Raw genomic sequence first — 20,340 nt, 5'->3', positions numbered from 1 at the left:
ATGCGCGCCTACCTGCGATTCGAGCTGCGGCGGCTGGTCCGGGACCCCCGGCTGACGATGTTCACGGTCCTGGGGCCGGTCGTCACGTACCTGATCTTTTCGCCGCTGGCCGGCGACGACCGGTTGTCCGGCCTCGACGCCGCGACCGCGCTGATGGTCGGCCTGGCCGGCTACGGCGCGGTGGCCGGTGCGCTCACGGTGGCCGGGTCGGTCGCCCAGGAGCGCGCGTCGGGTTGGCTGCGTCAGCTCCGTGTCACCCCGCTGCCACCCGGCCGGGTGCTGGCCGCCAAGGCCCTCACCAGCATGCTCAGCGGCGTACCGGCGGTCGTCGCGGTGGGCCTCACCGGCGTGCTCCAGCACCACGTCACGCTCTCCGCCGGCCGCTGGGCGGCGCTGGTGGCGCTGCTGTGGGTCGGCACCGCGCCGTTCGCGCTGCTCGGGCTCGCCATCGGGTACGGACTCGCGCCGCACCTCGCCCAGCCGGCCGTCTTCCTCGCCTTCCTCACCCTGTCCGTGCTCGGTGGCCTGCTCGTGCCGGTGGCCTACTTCCCGGACGCGCTGCGGGACCTGGCGCACGCGCTGCCCACGTACCGGTTCGCCGAACTGGGCTGGCGGACGGTCGACGGTCGGGCGCCCAGCCCGGTCGGGTTGACGGTGCTGCTCGCCTGGACGGTGGCGTTCGCCGGGTTGGCGACCGGCGCGTACCGTCGCTCGACCGGCCGCCGCTGACGGTCGTACGGTGTCTGCCATGGCCGTCACCGACCCGGACGCCGCCCGGCGGCGACGCGGCATCGCGCTGGTCGCGGCCCACACGCTGTGGTTCTGGCTGCTGGTCCCGCCGGCCGCCGCGATCGCCGGGGGCCGGGTGCGGCCCGCCGCGCCGGCGGCCGTCGGACTGGTCGCGTTCGCGCTGCTCTACCTCGCGTTGGTGGCCGTGCCGGTGGCGTCCCTGCCGGTCCCGCCGACCCTCCGGCGCCTCGGACTGGCGCTGTTCGCGCTGCTCGGCGCCGGCCTGGCCGGCGCCTACGCCGGTGGGCCGGGCGGCTGGCTGATCCTGCTGATGTACGTGGCGGCGGCGGGCGCCGTGACGGTGGCCCGGCCGGCGCGGGGCGCCGCCTGGGTCGGCGTCGCGGTCGCGGCGGTTCCGGTGATCGGCGCGGCTCGGGGCGCGCCGGTCGCCGACACCGCGCAGACCGCGCTGGTCACCATGCTCGCCGGGGCCATGACGCTGGCGTTCGCCCGGATGGCGCAGCTCGTCGACGAGCTGCGCCGGACCCAGCGGGAGCTGGCCCGTTCGGCGGTGCGGCAGGAACGGCTCCGGTTCGCCCGGGACCTGCACGACCTGCTCGGGCACACGCTGTCGTTGGTGGTGGTCAAGGCGGAGGTGGCCCGCCGGCTGGCCCGGACCGACCCGGACCGGGCGGCGACGGAGGCCGCGGACATCGAGCGGATCGGCCGGACCGCGCTCGCGGAGGTCCGCGAGGCGGTCACCGGTTACCGGGACCACAGCTTCGGCCGGGAGCTGGCGAACGCCCGGGTCGCCCTGGCTGACGCGGGGATCGCGGTGACGGTACGCCGCAGCGGTGACCCGCTCGGCGTGGCCGCCGACGACGTGTTCGGCTGGGTGCTCCGCGAGGCGGTGACGAACGTGCTGCGGCACAGCCGGGCGTCCCGGTGCGAGATCGCGCTGCACACCGGACGCGGCGGGTCGGTGCTGACCGTGCGGGACGACGGCATCGGCGGCCGGCCCGGGCTCGGCAACGGGCTGCGTGGACTCGCCGAGCGGCTGGGCCGGGCCCGGGGCACGCTGGACGTCGGACCGGCGCCCGGCGGCGGCCTGCTGCTCACCGCCCGGATCGACCGGCGGCCGGCCGCGGCGGTGCCGACGTGATCCGGCTGCTCCTCGCCGAGGACCAGGGCATGATGCGGGGCGCGTTGGCTCTGCTGCTGAACCTCGAACCGGACCTCGAGGTGGTGGCCGAGGAGAGCACCGGCGCGGGCGCGGTGGCGGCGGCCCGGCGGACCCGGCCGGACGTGGCGCTGCTCGACATCGAGATGCCCGACGGCACCGGTCTGGAGGCCGCCGCCGCGCTACGCACCGAGGTGCCCGACTGCCGGGTGCTCATTTTGACCACGTTCGGCCGGCCCGGCTACCTCCGCCGGGCGATGGAGGCCGGCGCCCGGGGTTTCCTGGTGAAGGACGGGCCGGTGGCGGAGTTGGCGGCGGCGGTCCGGCGGGTGCTGGCCGGCGAGCGGGTGATCGACCCGGTGTTGGCGGCGGCGGCGCTGTCGGCCGGTCCCGACCCGCTGACCGACCGGGAACGCGCGGTGCTTGCCACCGCCGAGGACGGGGCCACCGTGGCCGACATCGCCGGCGAGCTGCACCTGTCGGAGAGCACGGTCCGCAACTACTTGTCGGCGGCGATCGGCAAGACCGGCACCCGCAACCGGATCGAGGCGGCGCGGACCGCGCGGGCGAACGGCTGGCTCTGACGACCGGCGGTCAGGGCCCCGGGCGGATCTCCATCTCGGCCACCAGACCGTCGACGAGGCGGTAGACGTGCGTGACGGTGTGGTCCGCCAGCTCGACGCCGGCCCGGTCCCGCACCACCTGGCGGACCGACACGGCGACCCGGCCGTCGGGTTCCACGGTGAAGGCGGTCGGCGTCACCGACGGGTCGAGCTCAGCCCACTGCCGCCGCCAGTAGTCGCCCACCTCGGCCCGGCCCCGGAGCACCCCACCCTCCCAGCCGTTGGGCCAGGAGACGTCCGGCGTCATGGCCGTCAGCAGGGTCGGCACGTCGCGTTCGTTGAACGCCGCGTAGAGCGCCGTGAGGCGGGCCTGTGCCGCGTCGGATCCGAGGGTCGTCACCCCCCGAGTGTGGCCCGCGCGGACCGGTCGCGGCCGGTGACTTCGCGCTGGGCAGAACGTCGGTCGACGACGTCGCGCCGGCCGGGACCTCAGCCGTCGGCGAGGAGCCGGTCGCGGACCTCGCGGCGCAGGATCTTGCCGATCTGGGAGCGGGGCAGGTCCTCGACCACCACGATCCGGCGGGGCACCTTGTAGCCGGCCAGGTGGGCGCGGCAGGCGGTGCGGATCGCCTCCGGGGTGGCGGCCACGGCGGGGTCGAGCACCACCGCGGCGACGACCTCCTCGCCGTCCGCGGTCGGCACGCCCACGGCGGCGGCCTCGCGGACGCCGGGTACGCGGCGCAGCGCGTCCTCCACCTCGGACGGGTAGACGTTGAAGCCGCCGGTGATGATGAGTTCCTTGATCCGGTCGACCACCGTCACGAAGCCGTCGGCGTCCATGGTGACGATGTCGCCGGTGCGCAGCCAGCCGTCGGGCAGCAGCACCTTCGCCGTCTCCTCGGGCCGGTTCCAGTAGCCGGTGAACACCTGCGGGCCGCGTACCAGCAGCTCGCCGGCCTCGCCGGGGGCACGGTCGCGGCCCGGGTCCTCGGGGTCGACGATGCGCACGTCGGTGGAGGGGAACGGCACCCCGACCGTGCCGGGCCGGCGGGTCGGCGCGACCGGGTTGCCCAGCGTGATCGGGGACGTCTCGGTCATCCCGTAGCCCTCCACCAGCAGTCCGCCGGTCACCGACTCCCACAGCTCCACCGTGGCCGGCGGCAACGCCATCGCGCCGGAGATGGCGTACCGGATCGAGGCGAGGTCGACGCCGCGCTCGCGGGCCGCGGTGGCCAGCCGCGCGTAGACCGGCGGCACGGCGGGCAGGAACGTCGGCGGGCGGCGGCGGGCCGCGTCGAGCACCTGGTCGGCGTCGAAGCGGGGGAACAGCACCAGCGTCGCCCCGATGCCGACGGCGAAGGTGAGGCAGAGCGTCAGGCCGTAGGCGTGGAACAGCGGCAGCACCGCGTACACGGTCTCCGCGCCGTCGCGCAGGCCGGGCACCCAGGCCCGGCCCTGCGCGGCGTTGGCCCGCAGGTTGCGGTGGGTGAGCACGGCGCCCTTCGGCACGCCGGTGGTTCCGCCGGTGTACTGGAGCAGCGCCACGTCGTCGACGCCGGGGCCGGGATGCGCGGCGGGCAGCGGTGCGGCGGCGGCGACCAGCTCCGACCAGGCGCGCGCGCCGGGCGCGGGGCCGGTCATGGCCGCGCGGGCGGCCCGGACCTTCGGCAGCGGCAGCCGCAGCGCCCACCGCTTGAGTCGGGGCAGCGCCGCGGTCAGGTCGACCGACACCACGGTACGCACGGCGCCGCGTCCCGCCACCAGCGGCGCGACCTTGTCCCAGGTGATCGCGACGGCGGCGCCGTGGTCGGTGAGCTGCCGGTCCAGCTCGTCGGCGGTGTACAGCGGGTTGTGCTCGACGACCACCGCGCCGAGGCGCAGCACCGCGTAGAACGCGACCACGTGCTGTGGACAGTTCGGCAGCACCAGCGCCACCCGGTCACCCGGTCGGACGCCGAGTCGGCGCAGCGCCTCGGCGGCGCGGGCCACCTGGTCGGCGAGTGCGGTGAAGGTGGTGGTGGCGCCGTAGAAGTCGAGCGCGACCCGGGGCCCGAACCGGCCGGCCGCGTCGGTGAGCAGGTCGACGAGGGAGCCGTCCGGTTCCGGGACCTCGGCCGGCACGCCCGGCGCGTAGCTGCGGGTCCAGGGCCGCCGGTCGGTCGCGTCCATCGCCGTCTCTCCTCGCTGCGCGGATGACGGCCCCAGCCTAACTTAACCGGCCGGTAACCTACGTTGGCGTAAGTTGCCGGGTTCGTCACATCAGCGGTGCGACGCCGAGTGCCGGTGCGCTATTCGCCGGGTCTTCACGATCGCGAAGATGACGACCGCGGCCAGCGCGATCACGCCGATGATGATGAGCCAGCGGACCGCCTCCAGCAGCAGCCCGAGCAGGATGAGCACGCCGGCGACCACGCCGACCACCCAGAGCAACGCGCGCATGTCGGTGCCTCCCGTCTCCTCCGGTCGGCCGCGCGCTTTCCCACATCCCGGCCGGGCATGCCCGGCCGGACATGCCCGGCCGGACACGTCGCCGGCGGACGGTCAGCGCCGGGCCACGTAGACGGTGTTCGCCGCCTCCCGCCCCTGCAACGGGTTGGGGAACCGGACGACGTGCGCGACCGACGTCGGGAACACCTCGGTCAGCGTGCGCTGGAACGCCGGATCCGGCGGGTCGTTCGACCAGAGCGCGAAGACGCCCTCCGGGTGCAGCAGCGCGGCCAGCAGGCGCAGCCCGTCGACCGTGTAGAACGGCGCGTGGTCGGGATGCAGCACGTGCCGGGGGGAGTGGTCCACGTCGAGCAGCACCGCGTGGAACCGCCGCCCGGGCTCGTCCGGGTCGAAGCCGCCGCCGGCCACCGCGGCGAAGAAGTCGGCCCGCACGAACCGGGTACGCGGATCCGCGGCCAGGCCGGCTGCGAACGGCAACAGCTCCTGCCGGTGCCAGTCGATCACGTCCTCGATCGCCTCGACCACCAGCATCGAGCGCACCCGGGGGTCGGCCAGCGCGGTGCGCGCGGTGTAGCCGAGCCCGAGCCCGCCGACCACCACGTCCAGTTCCTCTCCGGGCAGCGGCGCCAGCCCCAGCCGGGCCAGCTCGATCTCCGCGACCGGGAACGCGCTGGACATGAGGTACTCGTCGCCGAGCTTCACCTCGTACACGTCGGCGTCCAGCGCCGGGTCGCGACGCCGGCGCAGGCTGATCTCCCCGATCGGCGTCTCCCGCCAGGCCAGTTCCTCGAAGCGCGTACCCACCCGGTGTCCCCTCCGCCGATCCGTTCCCGGATGCTACCGGCCGCCCGCGACCCGGCCGGCGGGAACGGGCCGGTCCGGCCGCCTCGGTCGGCGGGTCCGCCTCAGTCGGCGGGTCGGGTGGCCACCACCACGGTGTCCAGCGCGTCGACCGTGCCGCCGTCGGCGGTCGGCACCGGCCGGCGGGCCGTCTCGGCGCGCCCGATGCGCAGCCCGGCCAGCCCGTCGACCACCGCCTCCGGGGTGAGCAGCACGCTCGCGTCCTGCGGACCGCCGGTGCCGGCGTCGAGGTTGGCCAGGTCGTGACCGACCACCACCAGCGTGCCGCCCGGGCGCAGCGCCGACCGGGCCGCCGCGAGCACCCCGGCGAAGTCGGCGGCGGGCAGGTGCAGATAGCTGATCAGCACCAGGTCGTAGCTGCCCGGCACCGGCCGGTACGCGGTCACGTCGGCGACCCGCCAGTCGACCGTGACGCCCCGCGCGGCGGCCAGCTCACGCCCCCGCTCGACGGCCACGGCCGAGAAGTCGACCGCGTTGACCCGCCAGCCCTGCCCGGCCAGCCACACCGCGTTGCGCCCCTCGCCGGCGGCGACGTCCAGCGCGGAGCCGGGACTCAGCCCGGACACCGACTCGACCACGAAACGGTTGGGTTCAGCGCTCCACACCAGTCCCGACGCGTTGGCGTACCGCTCGTCCCAGGCGCTGCTGTCCACTGTGTCCCCTCCTTCGGCGGCCCCACACCGCCACCGTGACCGTACCGGCTGCGACAAGAATGACCAGCCCGAGTCCTGCGAGCGGCGGCAACTGCCGGGCCAGCACGAACCCGCCCATCGCCACCACGAACCAGCCGAACGACAGGCGCAGCACGTGCTCCGGGATCCGGCCGGCGAGCCGCCCACCGAGCAGGCTGCCGACGATCGCGGCGACGGTGACGGCCGCGGCCAGCGTCCAGTCGATCCGCACGCTGGACAGGTAGCCGGCCAGGCCGGCGAACGACTTCATCGCGATGACCACCAGCGACGTGCCCACCGCCACCGGCATCGGCAGGCCACCGAGCAGCGCCAGCGCGGGCACGACCAGGAACCCGCCGCCGGCGCCGACCAGGCCGGTGACCAGCCCGACGATCACGCCGTCGAGGATCACCCGCAGCGTCGGCAGCTCGCGCGGGGTGGGCCGCCCCTCGACCGGGCGTCGGCCCCGGATCATCGCCGCCGCGGTGGCGAGCATCATCAGCGCGAACGCGGTGAGCAGCACGCCCGCCGGGACGAACCCGGCCAGCCGGCCGCCGGCGTACGCGCCGGTCATGCCGGCCACGCCGAAGATCAGCCCGGTGCGCCAGCGGACCCGGTGGGCGCGGGCGTGCGGCAGCACGCCGACCGCGCTGGTGGCGCCCACGACGAGCAGCGAGGTGGCGATCGCCTCCTTGGCGGGCAGGCCGGCGACGTAGACCAGCAGCGGCACGGCGAGGATCGACCCGCCGCCGCCGAGCAGGCCCAGGCTCACGCCGATCAGCACCGCGCCGGCCATCGTGAGCACCAGCGCGGTCACGACCGCCGCCCGGCGTCGTCGCGGAGCCGGCCGACGACGGTGTCCAGGTCGCAGCTCGCGCCCCGGTTGTACGGCAGCCGGCCGAGCAGCATGCCCATGGCGCAGGTGTTCGAGACCGCCGCGACGGTGAGACCGGCGCCGATGGCGCCCGCGACCCACTTCAGGCCCGGCACGAACACCGAGCCGAGCACGCCGGCCAGCACGATCGAACCGGCGACCAGGCGGACCTGACGCTCCAGCTCCCAGCGCGGCCGGCCCTGGACGACCGGGGCGCTCGCGGCCTGCCAGGCCAGCATGCCGCCGTCGAGCACCCGGAGGTTGGGCAGGCCGACGGTGGCCAGCGCCCGCTCCGCCTGGCCGGCGCGGGCGCCGGAGCGGCAGATCAGCACCACGTCCTCGTCCAGGTGGGCGCGCAGCTCCGCGCGGTGCTCCCGGAGCAGGTCCAGCGGCACGTTGTAGGCGCCGGGGATGTGCGTGGCCTCGAACTCGCCCGGGGTGCGGACGTCCAGCAGTCGGGGCGCGCGGCCGGCGGCGATCAGCTCGCCCAGCGTCGCCGCGTCGACGGTCGACGGGTTGGTGGTGGTCATGTCTTTCTCCTTCGGTGGTCTTGCGGGCAGGGGTCGTCGCCGGCCGGCGCGTCGCGCGCCGGCCGGGCGGGTGGCAGGGCGGGTCAGCCGGTCGGGGCCATCCGGACGCCGGCGGCCTCGGCGCGGCCGAACGCGTCGTCGATCAGCACCACGTCGCGGCCGGCGTTGGCCAGCAGGGACGCGGCGGCGGTGGCCCGGTAGCCGGAGCCGCAGTGCACCCAGACCGTCCCGGCGGGCACGTCGGCGAGCCGTCCGGGCAGGTCTGGCAGGGGGACGTGCACCGCGCCGTCGACGTGCCCGGCCCGCCACTCGTTTGTCATCCGGACGTCGAGCACGACCTGCGGGGCGGGCAGTCCGGCCGGGGTGTCGCCGGCCTGCGCGGCGGCCAGCGCCGCGAAGTCGGCCACGGTCAGCTCGCGCAACTCCGCGCGGTCGCCGGCCCACCGCCCGGGGTCGCCGGTGGCCTGCGCGGCCGGCCGGTCGATGCCGATCCGGACCAGCTCCCGCTGGGCGTCGGCGACCTGCTCCGGCGTCTCCGCCAGGAGCGTGATCGGCACGCCCCACTCGATCAGCCAGCCGAGCCACGTCGACATCGGCCCGTCCAGGCCCAGGCTGACGGTGCCGGCCAGGTGCGAGGCCGCGTACGCCTTGCGGTGCCGCAGGTCGACCACCCACTCGCCGGCGGCGATCCGGCGGCGCAGCTCACCGGCGTCGGCGCGGGCCACCGGCGTGAGATCGACCGGAGCGGGACCGGCGGCGTTGGCCACGCCCATGTGCGCGTAGTAGGCCGGGTAGGCGTCCAGGCCGGCGAGCGTCTCGGTGACGAACCGGTCGGCGGCCAGCCGCAGCACCGGGTTGGCCGCCTTCTCCCGGCCGATGGTGGACTCCGGGGCGTCGGCCTGGCTGGCCGAGCAGAAGCTGCCGAAGCCGTGCGTCGGCCACACCTGCGCGCCGTCGGGCAGCAGGTCGACCAGCTTGCGGGCGGAGGCGTGCTGGTGGTGGGCCAGCTCGTGGGCGTGCCGCTGGCCGAGCAGGTCGGTGCGGCCGGTGGTGCCGAACAGCAGCGACCCGCCGGTGAACACGCCGGCCGGGGTCCAGCCGCCGTCGCCCGCCTCGTCCAGCACGTACGACAGATGGTGGAAGGTGTGACCGGGGGTGCCCACCACCCGCAGCCGCAGGCCGTCCGACACCGGCACCACGTCGCCGTCGGTCACCGGCATCCGGTCGAAGCCGACCTCGTCGGCGGCGGCCACCAGGTAGTGGGCGCCGGTGATCCGGGCCAGCTCCAGGCCACCGGAGACGTAGTCGTTGTGCAGGTGCGTCTCCACCACGTGGGTGATCCGCACCCCCTGCGCGCCGGCCAGGTGCAGGACGCGGTCGATGTCGCGCTGGGGGTCGACCACGACCGCCACCCGGCCGTCGGACGCCAGATAGCTGCGGTCGCCGAGCGAGGACGTCGCGATGACTGTCACCTCGGTGCTCACGTGCGTTCTCCTCTCCTCGTCCCAGATACCCCGGGGGGTATGCGGGAGGCAGACTCCGGCCCGGTTCCGGGCGCGGATTACCCGCCCGCGTCGCGATCAGGCGGCGCGGGCGGAAGTCGGTGGGTCAGGCCAGGGCGAGGAAGAGCTTCTCCAGCTCCTCCTCGGTCATCTCCGGTTCCTCGCCCGCCTGGCGGGCGGCGCCGCAGTGGCGCATGCCGGAGGCGATGATCTTGAAGCCGGCCCGGTCGATGGCCTTGGAGACGGCGGCGAGCTGGGTCAGCGCGGCGCGGCAGTCCTCGCCGTTCTCCATCATCTCGATCACGGCATTGAGCTGCCCCCGGGCCCGCTTGAGTCGGGTCAGCGCGTCACTGGTCATCTCGGGTCGAAGCTTCACGTCCCACCTCCTGTCTCCACCATACCCCCGGGGGTACCCCACCCGCCACCGCGCCCCCCTTCCCGGTGATCAAGGGATGTGCGTCACCGCTGGCGGCGGTCCCGGACGCGAACTCCTTGGTCAACTCCGTCGGCCGGGCGAGGGTGGGGGCGACGCAGGGTGGGCGGGGGATCGACGGAGCGCTTATCCTGTGCGGCGACTATCCCGGTGGAGGGGCCCGATGGCGTCGCGGCAGGACCAGCTGCACTCGTACCAGTTCACCGTGCAGCGGGCGGTCGCCGCACTGGTGATGCGGGAGACCGATCCGGCGCAGTCGCCGTTCCGCCGGCTGGCCGGCGCCGGCCTGGCCAGCGTGCTGGTCGCGGTGATCGCGCTCGGCGGGGTGGCGTTGTACGGCCTGTTCACCGGCGGCGGCAGCTCCTGGCGGGACACCGGCGCGGTGATCGTGGAGAAGGAGTCCGGCGCCCGGTTCGTCTACCGCGACGAGAAGCTGCACCCGGTGCTCAACTACGCCTCGGCCCTGCTGATCATCGGGGCGGAACGGCCGAAGACCGTGCTGGTCACCCGCCGGGCCATCGACGGGGTGCCCCGGGGGCTGCCGCTCGGCATCGCCGACGCGCCGGATTCGTTGCCGGCGCCGAACCGGCTGGTCGGCGACGGCTGGACGCTCTGCTCGTCGGTGACCGTGGCGGCGGGCCGACCCGAGGCCCGCTCGACGCTGCTGATCGGGCGGGCCGCGACCGGTGGGCGGACGCTCGGCGACCAGGGCCTGCTGGTCCGCCACCCGGACGGCGGCCTGCACCTGCTCTGGCACGACCGGCGCTACCTGCTGCGCGACACCGAAAGGGTGCTGGCCGCGCTGGCCGCCACCCGGGAACGGGCCGTCCCGGTCGCGGCGGCGTTGCTCAACACCGTGCCGGCCGGCGTCGACCTGGTCCCACCGCCGGTGGGCGCGCTCGGCGCTCCCTCGGCGCGGGTCCCCGACGCCACCGTCGGCGACGTCTACCTGGTGCGCAACTCCGGCGGCGGCCGGCAGTACGCGGTGGTGGCGCGCGACGGGCTGGCCGGCATCACCGAGTTGCAGGCCGCGCTGCTGCTGGCCCGCACCGGGCAGGGCGAGCCGGCGCCGATCACGCTCGGCCGGTTCGCGGCGCTGCCGAAGCTGCCCGACCTGGTGCCGGCCGGGCCCGACGCGCCGCCCGCCGTACCGCCCCGGCTCGCCACCGCCGATCCGGGCGCGCTCTGCGCGCGGGCCGGTGACGACACCGGCGTACGCGAGATCCGGCTCGGCGTCATCGCACCGGACCCGACCGCCGCCGCGCGTACCGCCGGGGGCCGGGGTGGGCTCGCCGACCAGGTCGTGGTGGAGCCGGGGCGCGGCGCGCTGGTGGAGGCGGTGGCCGCCCCGGGCGCGACCGGCGGCACGGTGTGCGTGGTCACCGACCTGGGCCGGCGGTACGCGCTGGCCGGCGCGGACGTGCCGGGCATGCTCGGCTACTCCGGGGTGCGGCCGGTGCGGCTGCCGGCGGGACTGGTGGACCTGCTGCCGGCCGGCAGCCCGCTCGATCCGGCGGCGGCGCGCGCCGTGGCCGCCCCGGCCTGACCGGGCCCGACCCGAGCGCGGCTGGGCCCGGTGCGAGTCAGGCCGGCGTGACCGAGGCCGGGCGTGACCGAGGCCGGTCCGGGCCGGGCGGGCCGGGCCGGGCGGGGCGGGCGGCTCAGGCCGGGCGGCGCAGCACGGTCACCGCGAACCCGGCGTCGTCCTGCCACGGACGCAGGTCCCAGGTGGCGAAGCGGTGCTCCCGGCGCAGGCCGGCGGCGACCGCGTCGGCGTCCAGCTCGGCGACCGGGTAACCCCGGTCGGTGCCGAAGCCGACCACCACCAGGCCGTCGGGACGCACGTGCGCGGCGATCCGGGCCAGTACGGCGCGCTCGGTGCCGGGGGCGACGAAGGTCATCACGTTGCCGGCCACCACGGCCGCGTCGAACGGCTCGGGCTCGCCCTGTGCGGGCAGGTCCAGCTCGGCCAGGTCGGCGACCAGGAACCGGGGACCGCTGTGGTCGGCGCGGGCGGCCTCGACAAGCGTCGGGTCGGCGTCGACACCGACGACGGTGTGGCCGCGGTCGGCCAGCACGGCGGCGACCCGGCCGGTGCCGCAGCCGGCGTCGAGGATCCGCGCGCCGGGCGGCACCAGCGCGTCCACCAGGCGGGCCTCGCCGGCCAGGTCCGCCCCCTCGGCGGCGAGGCGGCGGAACCGGTCGACGTACCACTGCGAGTGGCCGGGCTTGGTGTCGGTCACCCAGCGGGTCGGCTTGCTCATGGGCCAACCGTAACTGATCTTGTTCAGGTCAGCGCGAGGAACGTGGCGGCGGCCAGCGGCACGCCGAGCGCGGCGCCGGCCAGCACCTGCGGCCCGGTGTGGTCACGCAGCCGCACCCGGGACCAGCCGACCGCCGCCGCCAGCGGCCAGCCCAGGTGCGCCACCGGCCCGAACAGCAGCACCAGCACGGTCACCGTGGCGGCGGCCACCGCCGCGTGGATGCTCAGCTTCCACCAGTGGTTGACCAGCGTGCAGGCCGCGCCCACCACGAAGATGACCACGATCACCGCGAACAACTCGACCGGCGCGTCCAGCGCCGCCAGCAGCAGCAGACCGACCGCCACCGAGGCCAGGCCGATCGACAGCGGCCGGGCCCGCTGCCGGTGGTCGCCGACGTGCCGGTCGGTGAGCCGACCCCGGCGTACGCCGTGGACGATCACCCCGACCGGGATGATCGCGCAGCACAGCAGCGCGGTGCCGCCCCAGAGCAGGAACTGGGCCGGGGAGCGGCTGACCCGGGCGGCGGCCACCAGCGGCAACGCGGTCACCAGGACGCCCGGTGCGAACACCTCGGTGAGCAGCCGGGCCAGCCGCGCGCCGGCCGGGCGCTCCCGTGGTGATCGCACCGGGTCATCCTGGCATGCCGCCGCCCCCTGCTCAGCCCTTCTCGGCCCCGCTGGTGAGGCCCTCGGTGAGCAGGCGCTCACCGGCGAAGAAGAGCACCACGATCGGCAGGGTGAGGATGACCGAGCCGGCCATCAGCACCGTCTTGGGCACCTCGACGCCGTCGGCGAGCAGTGACAGCCCCAACGAGACGGTCCACCGGTCCGGCCGGTCGACGAGGAAGAGCAACGCGAACAGGAACTCGTTCCAGGCGATCATGAAGTCGTAGAGCGCGACCGCCATCACCGACGGCGCGGCGAGCGGCAGGCTGACCCGGCGGATGATGCCGAGCCGCCCGGCGCCGTCGATCGCCGCGGACTCCTCCAGGCTGACCGGGATGGTCTCGAAGTAGTTCTTCAGCATGTAGACCGAGACCGGCAGCGTCTGCGAGATGTAGACCAGCACCAGCCCGAACAACGACCCGCGCAGCCCGGCGCGGCTGAACACCACGAACAGCGGGATCGCGATGACGATCGACGGGAACAGGTAGACCGCCAGGAACAACGCGCTGACCTGCCGGCGGCCGAAGAACCGCAGCCGGGAGACCGCGTACGCGCCGGGGATGGCGACCACCAGCGTGAGCACGGTCGCGGCCAGCGCCACCAGGCCACTGTTGCGGATGAACGTGAGGAAACCCTGGCCGCCGCTCTCCACCGACTTCAACACCTCGGCGTACGTGGCGACGGTCAGCTCGCCGAACGGCACCCAGAGTGAGCCGGGGTCGAGCAGCAGGCGCTCGATCGGGCGTACCGACAGCACCAGCATGTACCAGAACGGCAGCAGCGTGACCAGCAGGAAGCCGGCGATCACCAGCCGGCGCAGCCAGCGCAGGCTGACCGTCTCGATCCGGTCCCGGTCCATCACGCCTCCCGTTTCGCGCCGAAGAAGCGCAGGTAGATGGCCACGAACACGAGCAGCACCACGGCCAGCACGACCGCCTGGGCGGCGGCGGCGCCGATGTCGGTACGCGCGGTGAGGAACTGGTAGACCCGGACGCTGACCACCTCGGTGCCGGCCGAGCCGCCGGTGAGCAGGTAGACGTCGTCGAACTTGTTGAACGTCATGATGAACCGCAGCACGCCGAGCAGCGCGATCACGGGCATGAGCTGCGGCAGCAGGATGTGCCGGAAGCGTTGGGTCGGAGTCGCGCCGTCGACCCGGGCGGCCTCCTCCAGCTCCGCCGGCACGGCCTGGAGCCGGGCCAGCAGGAACAGGAACGCGAACGGGAAGTAGCGCCACGCTTCGAACGCGATCACCGTCCACAGCGCGGTGGACTCCTGGGACAGGAACGCCACCGGGGCGTCCCAACCGAGGAAGCGCCGCCCCCAGTCGTTGACGATGCCCAGCTGCGGGTCGAGCATCACCTGCCAGACGAACGTCATGGCGACCACCGGCGCCACGTACGGCAGCAGCATCGACGCGCGCACCAGCGTACGGCCGCGGAACGGCCCCCGGACGGCCAGCGCCGCGACCAGGCCGACCACGATCGAGCCGGCGGTGCCGCCGACGCTGTAGAGCACCGTGGTCCAGAGCGTGTCGGCGAACCCGGGGGTGTGCAGCACCCGGTCGATGTTGTCCAGCGTCAGCTCGCCGAACAGGCCGGTCTTGCGCAGCGTCGCCAGGCGTACCCGCTGGAAGGCCAGCACCACGGTCCAGACGATGGGTATGCCGATCACCGCGAGCACGACGAGCAGCGTCGGCGCGACCAGCGCGAGCCCGTCGCGGGACTCGCGGCGGCGCTGCGTCAGCGGGCGGCGGCCGGGCCGGCGGGGCCGCTCCGGGGTGGGGGAGCGGCCGGCCTCCGGCGCGACGGTGGTCAATTGACGCCCTTCGCGATGGCCTCGACGTCCCTCTTGGCCCGCTCGGCGGCGGCCCGGGCGTCGGACTTGCCGCCGACCACGTCGGCGAGCGCCTTCGGCACCGGCAGCTCGCCGAGGATGGCCCCGACCAGCTTGCCCTGGCCCTGGGTCAGCCCCCAGCGCTGGAACGTGTCCGGGCTCTTGCGCAGCGTGGCCAGCACGTCGTCGCCGTAGACATCGGAGAGCGGCTTCTTGGTGTCCACCCCGGCCGGGCTGGTGTTCCACAGCGTGCGGAACTTCTGCTTGTCCTCCGGCGTGCCGGTGCGCACCGGGAACCGCCCCTCGGGGGACATGCCGAACCAGCGCGGGTAGCCGTCGGAGAGCATGTACTCCACGAAGGACTTCGCCGGGTCGACCGCGCCGTCGAGCACCGCCCAGGAGCTGACCTCGCCGTACTGGGCCGGTTCGGTGCCGTTCGGGCCCTTGATCGCGGTGACGAAGCCGCTGTTCTTCGCCAGCCACGCCGGGTCGGACTGGCACTGCGGACAGGTGGGGCGCGCGTCGTTGCGCAGGCCGGCCAGCTCGTCGAGGACGAACGGCGACCAGATCAGCATGGCCGCCCGGCCGGCAAAGTAGGTGGCCCGGGTGGTGTCGACGTCCTGCGCGCCCTTGACCGAGTTGTTCCGCATCAGGTCGCCGTAGAAGCGGAACGCCTCGACGCACTCCGGCGAGTCGAGCGTGACCTTGCCGGCGTCGTCGGTGAGCTGGCAGTTGTTGGCCAGCGCGAGGTGCTCGAAGGTCTGCTGGGTGAACACGTCGCCGGGGGCGGTCGCCGCGGTGATGCCGGCGACGCCGCCGGTGTTCAGCTTCGCCGCCGCGGCGGCGATCTTCTCGTACGTGTCGGGGGCGGGCAGGCCGGCGGCGTCGAACAGGTCCTTGCGGTAGACGAGCAGTTGGCCCCAGCCGTCGCTGGGCACCGCGAGCTGGGTGCCGCCGTCGCTGGTCAGCTCCAGCGCGCGGGGGGAGAACGTGTCCCGCCCGAGCGTGTCCACCACGGCCTTGTTGGCGTCCGGCTCCAGCAGTTCGTTGGCGGCGAGCGTGCGGACGCCGGCGAGCGACACCGAGCCGACCACGTCGGGCAGGTCGCCGGCGGCGGCACTGGACGCGATCAGCGACGGGAACTGGTCCTCGTTGACGGTGACCAGGTTGACCTTCACGCCGGTCTTCGCGGTGTAGTCGGCGATGATCGCCTTGGTGGCGGTGACCCGGTCGGCCACGTCCTCCAGGCTCCAGACGGTGATCTGGGAACTGTCGGATTTCTGCTCGTCGTCGCTGCAGGCGGTCGTGCCGACCCCGGCCAGTGCCAGGATCAGGCTCGAAGCGAGCAGCCGTGTGGAGGGTGATGGCATCGGCGGCACTCCTTCTCGGAAATACACGGCACGCCATCAATACCCGCAGATTCATCAATCTAATCACATATGCCCATTTTTTGGGTTAGGATTGAGGCCGGCACTTTCCTCGGAGCGACGCCATGGCCAACTGGGTTGTCTCTCTGGCCGGGCCCCGGAGCATCCGCCTGGAGCCCTGCCCCCCGGACCGGCTCGGCCCGGGTCAGGTCCGCGTCCGCACCTGCTACTCCGGCATCTCCGCCGGCACCGAGCTGACCCTCTACCGGGGCAGCAACCCCCGGCTCCGCAAGGACTGGGACGCCACCGCCCGGATGTTCGTGCCCCGGCAGGCCGCGCCCGCGTACCCGGTGGTCGGCTTCGGCTACGAGGAGGTCGGCGAGATCGTCGAGGTCGCCCCGGACGTCGCCGACCGCCGCGTCGGCCAGCTCGTCTGGGGCATCTGGGGGCACCGCGCGGAGGCCGTGCTCGCCGCCGCCGCGACGCACCCGCTCGCCCCCGGCCTCGACCCGCTCGCCGCCGTCTTCGCCCGTCCCGGGGCCATCGCGCTGACCGCGGTGCTCGCCGGTGACCTGCACCTCGGCGACTGGGTGGGCGTGTTCGGCCAGGGCGTGATCGGGCTGCTCGGCACCCGGCTCGCGGTGCTCTCCGGCAGCCGGGTGGTGGCCGTCGACCGGATGCCCGGACGACTCGCGCATGCCACCCGCCTCGGCGCCCGCCGGGTCGTCGACGCCGCCGGCGACTCGGCCGCCGCCGCGCTGCGGGCGGCCACCGACGGTCGCGGCGCCGACGTCTGCCTGGAGCTGTCCGGCGCGTACCCGGCGCTGCACGAGGCGATCCGGGCCACCGCGCACGCCGGCCGCGTCGTCGCCGCCGGCTTCTACCAGGGGTACGCCCACGGGCTGGAACTCGGCGAGGAGTTCCACCACAACCGGATCCAGCTGGTGGCCGCCCAGGTCTCCGGCCCCGACCCGGCTCCCGGCACGGCCGGCCGGTGGTCCGGGACGCGGATCGCGCACACCTTCATGGACCTGGTGGCGGAGGGCAGCGTCGACCCGCTGCCGCTGGTGAGCCACGTCGTCGACGCGGGCGCGGTGGCCGACGCGCTGGCGTTGCTCGACCGCGGTGACGGTGACGTCCTCCAAGTGGTGCTGAGGTTCTGACATGGACATCCCACTGGCCTGCCAGGAGCAGTTGCTCCCCGGCGCCGACCTGATCGACAAGTACGCCCTCGCGGTCTCCCTCGGCTACCGGGGCATCGAGCTGCGCGGGCGGGGGGAGCTGGCGTTCGCCCGGCGGCTGCCGGAGCTGCGCCGGGCCCGGGCCGCCGGGGTGGTGACGCCGACCGTCTGCGTCGAGATGGACCACTTCATCGGCGACTTCGACCCGGCCCGTTCCCGGGACGCGGTGCGCAACCTGCGCTCCCAGCTCTCCGTGATCGCGGAGCTGGGCGGCGTCGGCGCGATGACGCCGGCCGCCTGGGGCATGTTCTCCCGCCGGCTGCCGCCGCACGAGCCGCCCCGGTCGCCCGAGGCCGACCGGCGGGTGCTCGTCGACGCCCTGGGCGAGCTGGGCGAGCACGCCCGGTCCGAGGGGGTCACCCTGTTCCTGGAACCGCTCAACCGGTACGAGGACCACATGGTCAACCGGCTCGACCAGGCGGTCGAGCTGTGCCGTGCGGTCGGGTCGCCCGCGGTCCGGGTGGTCGCCGACACCTACCACATGAACATCGAGGAGGACGACCCGTGTGCCGCGCTGCGCGCCGCCGCGCCGTACCTCGGGCACGTGCAGGTCAGCGACTCCAACCGGCACCAGCCCGGCGCCGGGCACCTGGACTGGGCCGCGTTGCGGGACACGCTCGCCGGGATCGGCTACCCCGGCTGGCTGGCGCTGGAGTGCCGGCTGCGCGGCGAGCCGGTCGCCGCGCTGCGCCAGGCCGCCGCCGTGCTAACGTCCGTCCGGCCCCGGCGGGCCGCCGCGTGACCGGCAGCTTGGCGGCCGGCGTACGGGCCGGCGCGGAACGGGACGCCCGGCTGCGTCGGCTCGCGCTGGCCACGTTGGACGCCAACTGGGAACACGACCACACCGTCCCGTCCCGCACGCTCTACCCGCACCAGTGGAGCTGGGACTCGGCGTTCATCGCGGTCGGGCTGGCGCACGTGCGACCGGACCGGGCCTGGCGCGAGCTGCGTACGCTGTTCGCCGCCCAGTGGGTCGACGGGCGGGTGCCGCACATCGTGTTCAACCCGGCGCCGCACCTCGGCCCGTACTTCCCCGGGCCGACGTTCTGGGACTCGGCGTGCGCCGACGGGGCGCCGGCGGTGGCCACCTCCGGCATCGTCCAGCCGCCGGTGCACGCGCCGGCCGCCTGGCTGGTGCACCGCCGCGCCCCCTCCGAGGCGTCGGTGGCCGCGCTGCGCCGGCTCTATCCCCGGCTGGTCGCCCAGCAGCGCTACCTGACCGGGCGGCGGGACGTCGGCGGCGGCGGCCTGGCCGCCATCGTGCACCCGTGGGAGTCCGGCCTGGACAACAGCCCCGCCTGGGACACCCCGCTGGGCGCGGTGCCGGCCGACGAGGCGGTGATGCGCGCGTACCGCCGGCACGACACCGCGCACGCCGACGCCGCGCACCGGCCCACCGACCTGGACTACGCGCGGTACGTCGCGCTCGTGGACAGCTACCGGGCCGGCCGCTACCGGGACGAGGGGCTGCTCGGCCGGCACCCGTTCCTGGTGGAGTGCCCGCTGGTCAACGCCGCGCTCGGGGTCGCCGAGTACGCGCTGGCCCGGATCGCGACGGTCGTCGGCGCCGATCCGTGCCCGCACCGGGACCGGGCCGCCCGCCTCACCGAGGCGCTGGTGAGCCGCCTCTGGGACCCGGTCACCGGCACGTTCCGGCCGCGTGACGTCCGCACCGACCGGCTCGTCGGCCCGCCTACCGTGCTCGGGCTGCTGCCGCTGGCCCTGCCCGACCTGCCGGAACCGCAGGTGCGGGCCGTACTGGCCGAGGCGTGCTCGTCCCGCTTCGGCCTGGCCGCCCGGATGGACCGGCCGCTGCCCACCTACGACCGCACCGCGGCGGACTTCGAACCGCTGCGGTACTGGCGCGGACCGAGCTGGCTGAACACCGGTTGGCTGCTCTGGCAGGGCCTGCGGACCCACCGTCGGGCCGACCTGGCCGCCGGGCTGCGGGAATCCCTGCTCGACCTGGTCGACGGCGCCGGCTGCCACGAGTACTTCCACCCGGACACCGGCGCCGGCCTCGGCTCGCCGGCGTTCAGCTGGACCGCCGCGCTGGTGCTGGACGTGCTCGCCGAGGGCTGACCGCCCCGGTCCGCCGCCGGCCCCGGGTGGCGGTCAGGCGATGCCGGCCGACATGCCGCCGCCGAGCCGCAGCGCCGACCTCGGCGCGTCGTCGATCGCGTAGCCGAGCGCGTCGACCACCTCGACCACGCCGCTGACCTGCCGGGTCAACCGCAGCGCCAGATGCACCGTGGAGCAGCGCTCCACCTGTCCGGTGAGCGTCACCACGCCGCCGTGCACGGCCACGTCCACCACGTCGTCGCGCACGCCCAGCGTCCGGCGCAGCACCTCGTCGACCACGTCCCGGCGGATGTCCGCATCCGGGCGCAGGTGCACCTTGAGCAGGTCGCCGCGGGTCACGATGCCGACCAGCCGACCCAGGTCGTCGACCACCGGCAGTCGCTTGACGCCGCGCGTGTCCATCAGTCGGGCCGCCTCGACGAGTGTGGCGTCCGGCGCGACGGTGACCGGGGGAGCGGTCATCAGGTCGGCCGCGAGCGTCGCGCCGGCCTTCGCCCGCGCCTCCCGGCGGTGCCGGTCGGGCCGGAGCCGCCGTTCGTGGGGCTGCCCGGACAGCTCCACCTTGTACATCAGGTCCGCCTCCGAGACCACCCCGAGGACCCGCCGGCCGCCGTCCACCACCGGCGCCGCCGTGACGTGCCGGCCGGTCAGCAGGTCGACGATCTCCCGGTACGCCGTGCCCTCCCGTACCGTCGCCACGTCGGTGGTCATCACGTCCCGCACCTGCCACGTCCGCATGGTCGGCCTCCCGATGTCCGCGACGCCGCGCTCCGGCGTCTCCGGTGACTTCCGCCCGGCACCTCTGACGCCGCGATCCGGAGCCACCCGTCTCCGACGCTAGGCCCCCGAGCCCGACCCGATCAGGGCCGCCCGGACCCCACCCACCAGGCCCTAGGTCCCCTCCCTGTCCCGGCCCCACCCTTCCTCGTCGACCTTGCAGTTGTGGCCCGCGAGACGTCGGATCGGTGGCTTTTGTCAGGGCGGCAAGTGCAAGATCGCGGGAGGGGGCACCCAGGGCGGCACGGCACTCAACGTCGCGAGCTCGAACATGGCCTGGTCCTGCACCGCGGTGAAGTCGCGGCCGATGGACGGGG

The 20,340-nt window shown here is 74.9% G+C and carries 22 protein-coding genes; 7 read left to right on the top strand and 15 right to left on the bottom strand.

Annotation, left to right across the window (positions count from 1 at the left end):
* Genes C8054_RS29440 through C8054_RS29430 form a run of 3 tightly spaced genes read left to right on the top strand, consistent with a single transcriptional unit; the run spans nt 1 to nt 2,493 of the window.
* Nucleotides 1-729 carry an ABC transporter permease gene (locus C8054_RS29440; RefSeq protein WP_107162423.1) on the top strand — a complete coding sequence of 243 codons (729 nt, stop codon included), beginning with the start codon at nt 1-3 and terminating at the stop codon, nt 727-729.
* Nucleotides 730-748: 19 nt separating this feature from the next.
* Nucleotides 749-1,891, top strand: a complete 1,143-nt coding sequence (locus C8054_RS29435) for a sensor histidine kinase (RefSeq protein WP_107162422.1) — start codon at nt 749-751, stop codon at nt 1,889-1,891.
* On the top strand, nt 1,888-2,493 hold the full coding sequence (locus tag C8054_RS29430) for a DNA-binding response regulator (protein WP_107162421.1): 606 nt from the start codon (nt 1,888-1,890) through the stop codon (nt 2,491-2,493). The genes C8054_RS29435 and C8054_RS29430 overlap by 4 nt, the downstream gene beginning before the upstream one ends.
* 10 nt (nt 2,494-2,503) lie before the next feature.
* Here the strand turns inward: C8054_RS29430 and C8054_RS29425 are convergent, their stop codons facing one another.
* The 9 genes from C8054_RS29425 to C8054_RS29385 all read right to left on the bottom strand — a co-directional run bounded on the left by C8054_RS29425 (nt 2,504) and on the right by C8054_RS29385 (nt 9,734).
* The gene (locus C8054_RS29425) at nt 2,504-2,872 is read right to left on the bottom strand and encodes a nuclear transport factor 2 family protein (RefSeq protein ID WP_107162420.1); all 369 of its coding nucleotides are present in this window, start codon (nt 2,870-2,872) and stop codon (nt 2,504-2,506) included.
* A gap of 89 nt (nt 2,873-2,961) precedes the next feature.
* Nucleotides 2,962-4,641, bottom strand: coding sequence for a long-chain-fatty-acid--CoA ligase (locus C8054_RS29420; protein WP_107162419.1), 1,680 nt, complete (start codon nt 4,639-4,641; stop codon nt 2,962-2,964).
* Nucleotides 4,642-4,731: 90 nt separating this feature from the next.
* Nucleotides 4,732-4,911, bottom strand: a complete 180-nt coding sequence (locus tag C8054_RS29415; protein ID WP_107162418.1) for a hypothetical protein — start codon at nt 4,909-4,911, stop codon at nt 4,732-4,734.
* 102 nt (nt 4,912-5,013) lie between these two features.
* Entirely contained in the window at nt 5,014-5,724 is a 711-nt protein-coding gene (locus tag C8054_RS29410; RefSeq protein WP_107162417.1) for a spermidine synthase, read from the bottom strand.
* Nucleotides 5,725-5,825: 101 nt separating this feature from the next.
* Nucleotides 5,826-6,434, bottom strand: a complete 609-nt coding sequence (locus tag C8054_RS29405) for a bifunctional 2-polyprenyl-6-hydroxyphenol methylase/3-demethylubiquinol 3-O-methyltransferase UbiG (RefSeq protein WP_107162416.1) — start codon at nt 6,432-6,434, stop codon at nt 5,826-5,828.
* Nucleotides 6,373-7,248 (bottom strand): sulfite exporter TauE/SafE family protein, encoded by an 876-nt coding sequence (locus C8054_RS29400; protein WP_107162443.1) that lies wholly within the window; start codon nt 7,246-7,248, stop codon nt 6,373-6,375. Before C8054_RS29400 ends, C8054_RS29405 begins: the two co-directional genes overlap by 62 nt.
* A gap of 17 nt (nt 7,249-7,265) precedes the next feature.
* Complete coding sequence (locus C8054_RS29395; protein WP_107162415.1) at nt 7,266-7,856, bottom strand: rhodanese-like domain-containing protein; 591 nt, start codon at nt 7,854-7,856, stop codon at nt 7,266-7,268.
* Between the two features lie 83 nt (nt 7,857-7,939).
* Complete coding sequence (locus tag C8054_RS29390) at nt 7,940-9,340, bottom strand: MBL fold metallo-hydrolase (protein ID WP_107162414.1); 1,401 nt, start codon at nt 9,338-9,340, stop codon at nt 7,940-7,942.
* Nucleotides 9,341-9,464: 124 nt separating this feature from the next.
* Entirely contained in the window at nt 9,465-9,734 is a 270-nt protein-coding gene (locus C8054_RS29385) for a metal-sensitive transcriptional regulator (RefSeq protein WP_107162413.1), read from the bottom strand.
* Between the two features lie 220 nt (nt 9,735-9,954).
* Between C8054_RS29385 and eccB the strand changes: the two genes are divergently transcribed.
* Entirely contained in the window at nt 9,955-11,337 is a 1,383-nt protein-coding gene (eccB, locus tag C8054_RS29380) for a type VII secretion protein EccB (protein WP_107162412.1), read from the top strand.
* Nucleotides 11,338-11,452: 115 nt separating this feature from the next.
* Here the strand turns inward: eccB and C8054_RS29375 are convergent, their stop codons facing one another.
* The 5 genes from C8054_RS29375 to C8054_RS29355 are packed head-to-tail and all read right to left on the bottom strand — an operon-like array spanning nt 11,453 to nt 15,926.
* Nucleotides 11,453-12,055 (bottom strand): bifunctional 2-polyprenyl-6-hydroxyphenol methylase/3-demethylubiquinol 3-O-methyltransferase UbiG, encoded by a 603-nt coding sequence (locus tag C8054_RS29375; protein WP_107162411.1) that lies wholly within the window; start codon nt 12,053-12,055, stop codon nt 11,453-11,455.
* Nucleotides 12,056-12,078: 23 nt separating this feature from the next.
* Nucleotides 12,079-12,681 carry a phosphatase PAP2 family protein gene (locus C8054_RS29370; protein ID WP_107162410.1) on the bottom strand — a complete coding sequence of 201 codons (603 nt, stop codon included), beginning with the start codon at nt 12,679-12,681 and terminating at the stop codon, nt 12,079-12,081.
* 31 nt (nt 12,682-12,712) lie between these two features.
* The gene (locus C8054_RS29365) at nt 12,713-13,579 is read right to left on the bottom strand and encodes a carbohydrate ABC transporter permease (RefSeq protein ID WP_107162409.1); all 867 of its coding nucleotides are present in this window, start codon (nt 13,577-13,579) and stop codon (nt 12,713-12,715) included.
* Complete coding sequence (locus tag C8054_RS29360; RefSeq protein ID WP_107162408.1) at nt 13,579-14,538, bottom strand: carbohydrate ABC transporter permease; 960 nt, start codon at nt 14,536-14,538, stop codon at nt 13,579-13,581. Before C8054_RS29360 ends, C8054_RS29365 begins: the two co-directional genes overlap by 1 nt.
* Nucleotides 14,535-15,926: an ABC transporter substrate-binding protein gene (locus tag C8054_RS29355; protein WP_107162407.1), complete on the bottom strand. Its 1,392-nt coding sequence runs from the start codon at nt 15,924-15,926 to the stop codon at nt 14,535-14,537. Before C8054_RS29355 ends, C8054_RS29360 begins: the two co-directional genes overlap by 4 nt.
* A gap of 122 nt (nt 15,927-16,048) precedes the next feature.
* Between C8054_RS29355 and C8054_RS29350 the strand changes: the two genes are divergently transcribed.
* From C8054_RS29350 to C8054_RS29340, 3 genes are read left to right on the top strand one after another with little or no spacing between them, the layout of a single operon-like run.
* The gene (locus tag C8054_RS29350) at nt 16,049-17,086 is read left to right on the top strand and encodes a zinc-binding dehydrogenase (RefSeq protein WP_107162406.1); all 1,038 of its coding nucleotides are present in this window, start codon (nt 16,049-16,051) and stop codon (nt 17,084-17,086) included.
* A gap of 1 nt (nt 17,087) precedes the next feature.
* Nucleotides 17,088-17,906 (top strand): sugar phosphate isomerase/epimerase family protein, encoded by an 819-nt coding sequence (locus C8054_RS29345; protein ID WP_107162405.1) that lies wholly within the window; start codon nt 17,088-17,090, stop codon nt 17,904-17,906.
* Complete coding sequence (locus tag C8054_RS29340) at nt 17,903-19,246, top strand: hypothetical protein (RefSeq protein WP_233220233.1); 1,344 nt, start codon at nt 17,903-17,905, stop codon at nt 19,244-19,246. The genes C8054_RS29345 and C8054_RS29340 overlap by 4 nt, the downstream gene beginning before the upstream one ends.
* Nucleotides 19,247-19,279: 33 nt before the next feature.
* Here the strand turns inward: C8054_RS29340 and C8054_RS29335 are convergent, their stop codons facing one another.
* On the bottom strand, nt 19,280-19,984 hold the full coding sequence (locus C8054_RS29335; protein ID WP_107162404.1) for a CBS domain-containing protein: 705 nt from the start codon (nt 19,982-19,984) through the stop codon (nt 19,280-19,282).
* Between the last annotated feature and the right edge of the window lie 356 nt (nt 19,985-20,340).

The organism is Micromonospora sp. RP3T (genome assembly GCF_003027925.1).
Classification (GTDB): Bacteria; Actinomycetota; Actinomycetes; order Mycobacteriales; family Micromonosporaceae; genus Micromonospora.
This window is presented reverse-complemented; position numbering and strand designations above follow the sequence as displayed.

Excerpts from the sequence above, each read along its gene's own strand:
- C8054_RS29355 (WP_107162407.1), bottom strand. The coding sequence starts at position 15,926 with ATGCCATCACCCTCCACACGGCTGCTCGCTTCGAGCCTGATCCTGGCA.
- C8054_RS29345 (WP_107162405.1), top strand. The coding sequence starts at position 17,088 with ATGGACATCCCACTGGCCTGCCAGGAGCAGTTGCTCCCCGGCGCCGAC.
- C8054_RS29350 (WP_107162406.1), top strand. The coding sequence starts at position 16,049 with ATGGCCAACTGGGTTGTCTCTCTGGCCGGGCCCCGGAGCATCCGCCTG.
- C8054_RS29335 (WP_107162404.1), bottom strand. The coding sequence starts at position 19,984 with ATGCGGACGTGGCAGGTGCGGGACGTGATGACCACCGACGTGGCGACG.
- C8054_RS29415 (WP_107162418.1), bottom strand. The coding sequence starts at position 4,911 with ATGCGCGCGTTGCTCTGGGTGGTCGGCGTGGTCGCCGGCGTGCTCATC.
- C8054_RS29435 (WP_107162422.1), top strand. The coding sequence starts at position 749 with ATGGCCGTCACCGACCCGGACGCCGCCCGGCGGCGACGCGGCATCGCG.
- eccB (WP_107162412.1), top strand. The coding sequence starts at position 9,955 with ATGGCGTCGCGGCAGGACCAGCTGCACTCGTACCAGTTCACCGTGCAG.
- C8054_RS29395 (WP_107162415.1), bottom strand. The coding sequence starts at position 7,856 with ATGACCACCACCAACCCGTCGACCGTCGACGCGGCGACGCTGGGCGAG.
- C8054_RS29420 (WP_107162419.1), bottom strand. The coding sequence starts at position 4,641 with ATGGACGCGACCGACCGGCGGCCCTGGACCCGCAGCTACGCGCCGGGC.
- C8054_RS29440 (WP_107162423.1), top strand. The coding sequence starts at position 1 with ATGCGCGCCTACCTGCGATTCGAGCTGCGGCGGCTGGTCCGGGACCCC.
- C8054_RS29375 (WP_107162411.1), bottom strand. The coding sequence starts at position 12,055 with ATGAGCAAGCCGACCCGCTGGGTGACCGACACCAAGCCCGGCCACTCG.
- C8054_RS29400 (WP_107162443.1), bottom strand. The coding sequence starts at position 7,248 with ATGGCCGGCGCGGTGCTGATCGGCGTGAGCCTGGGCCTGCTCGGCGGC.
- C8054_RS29365 (WP_107162409.1), bottom strand. The coding sequence starts at position 13,579 with ATGGACCGGGACCGGATCGAGACGGTCAGCCTGCGCTGGCTGCGCCGG.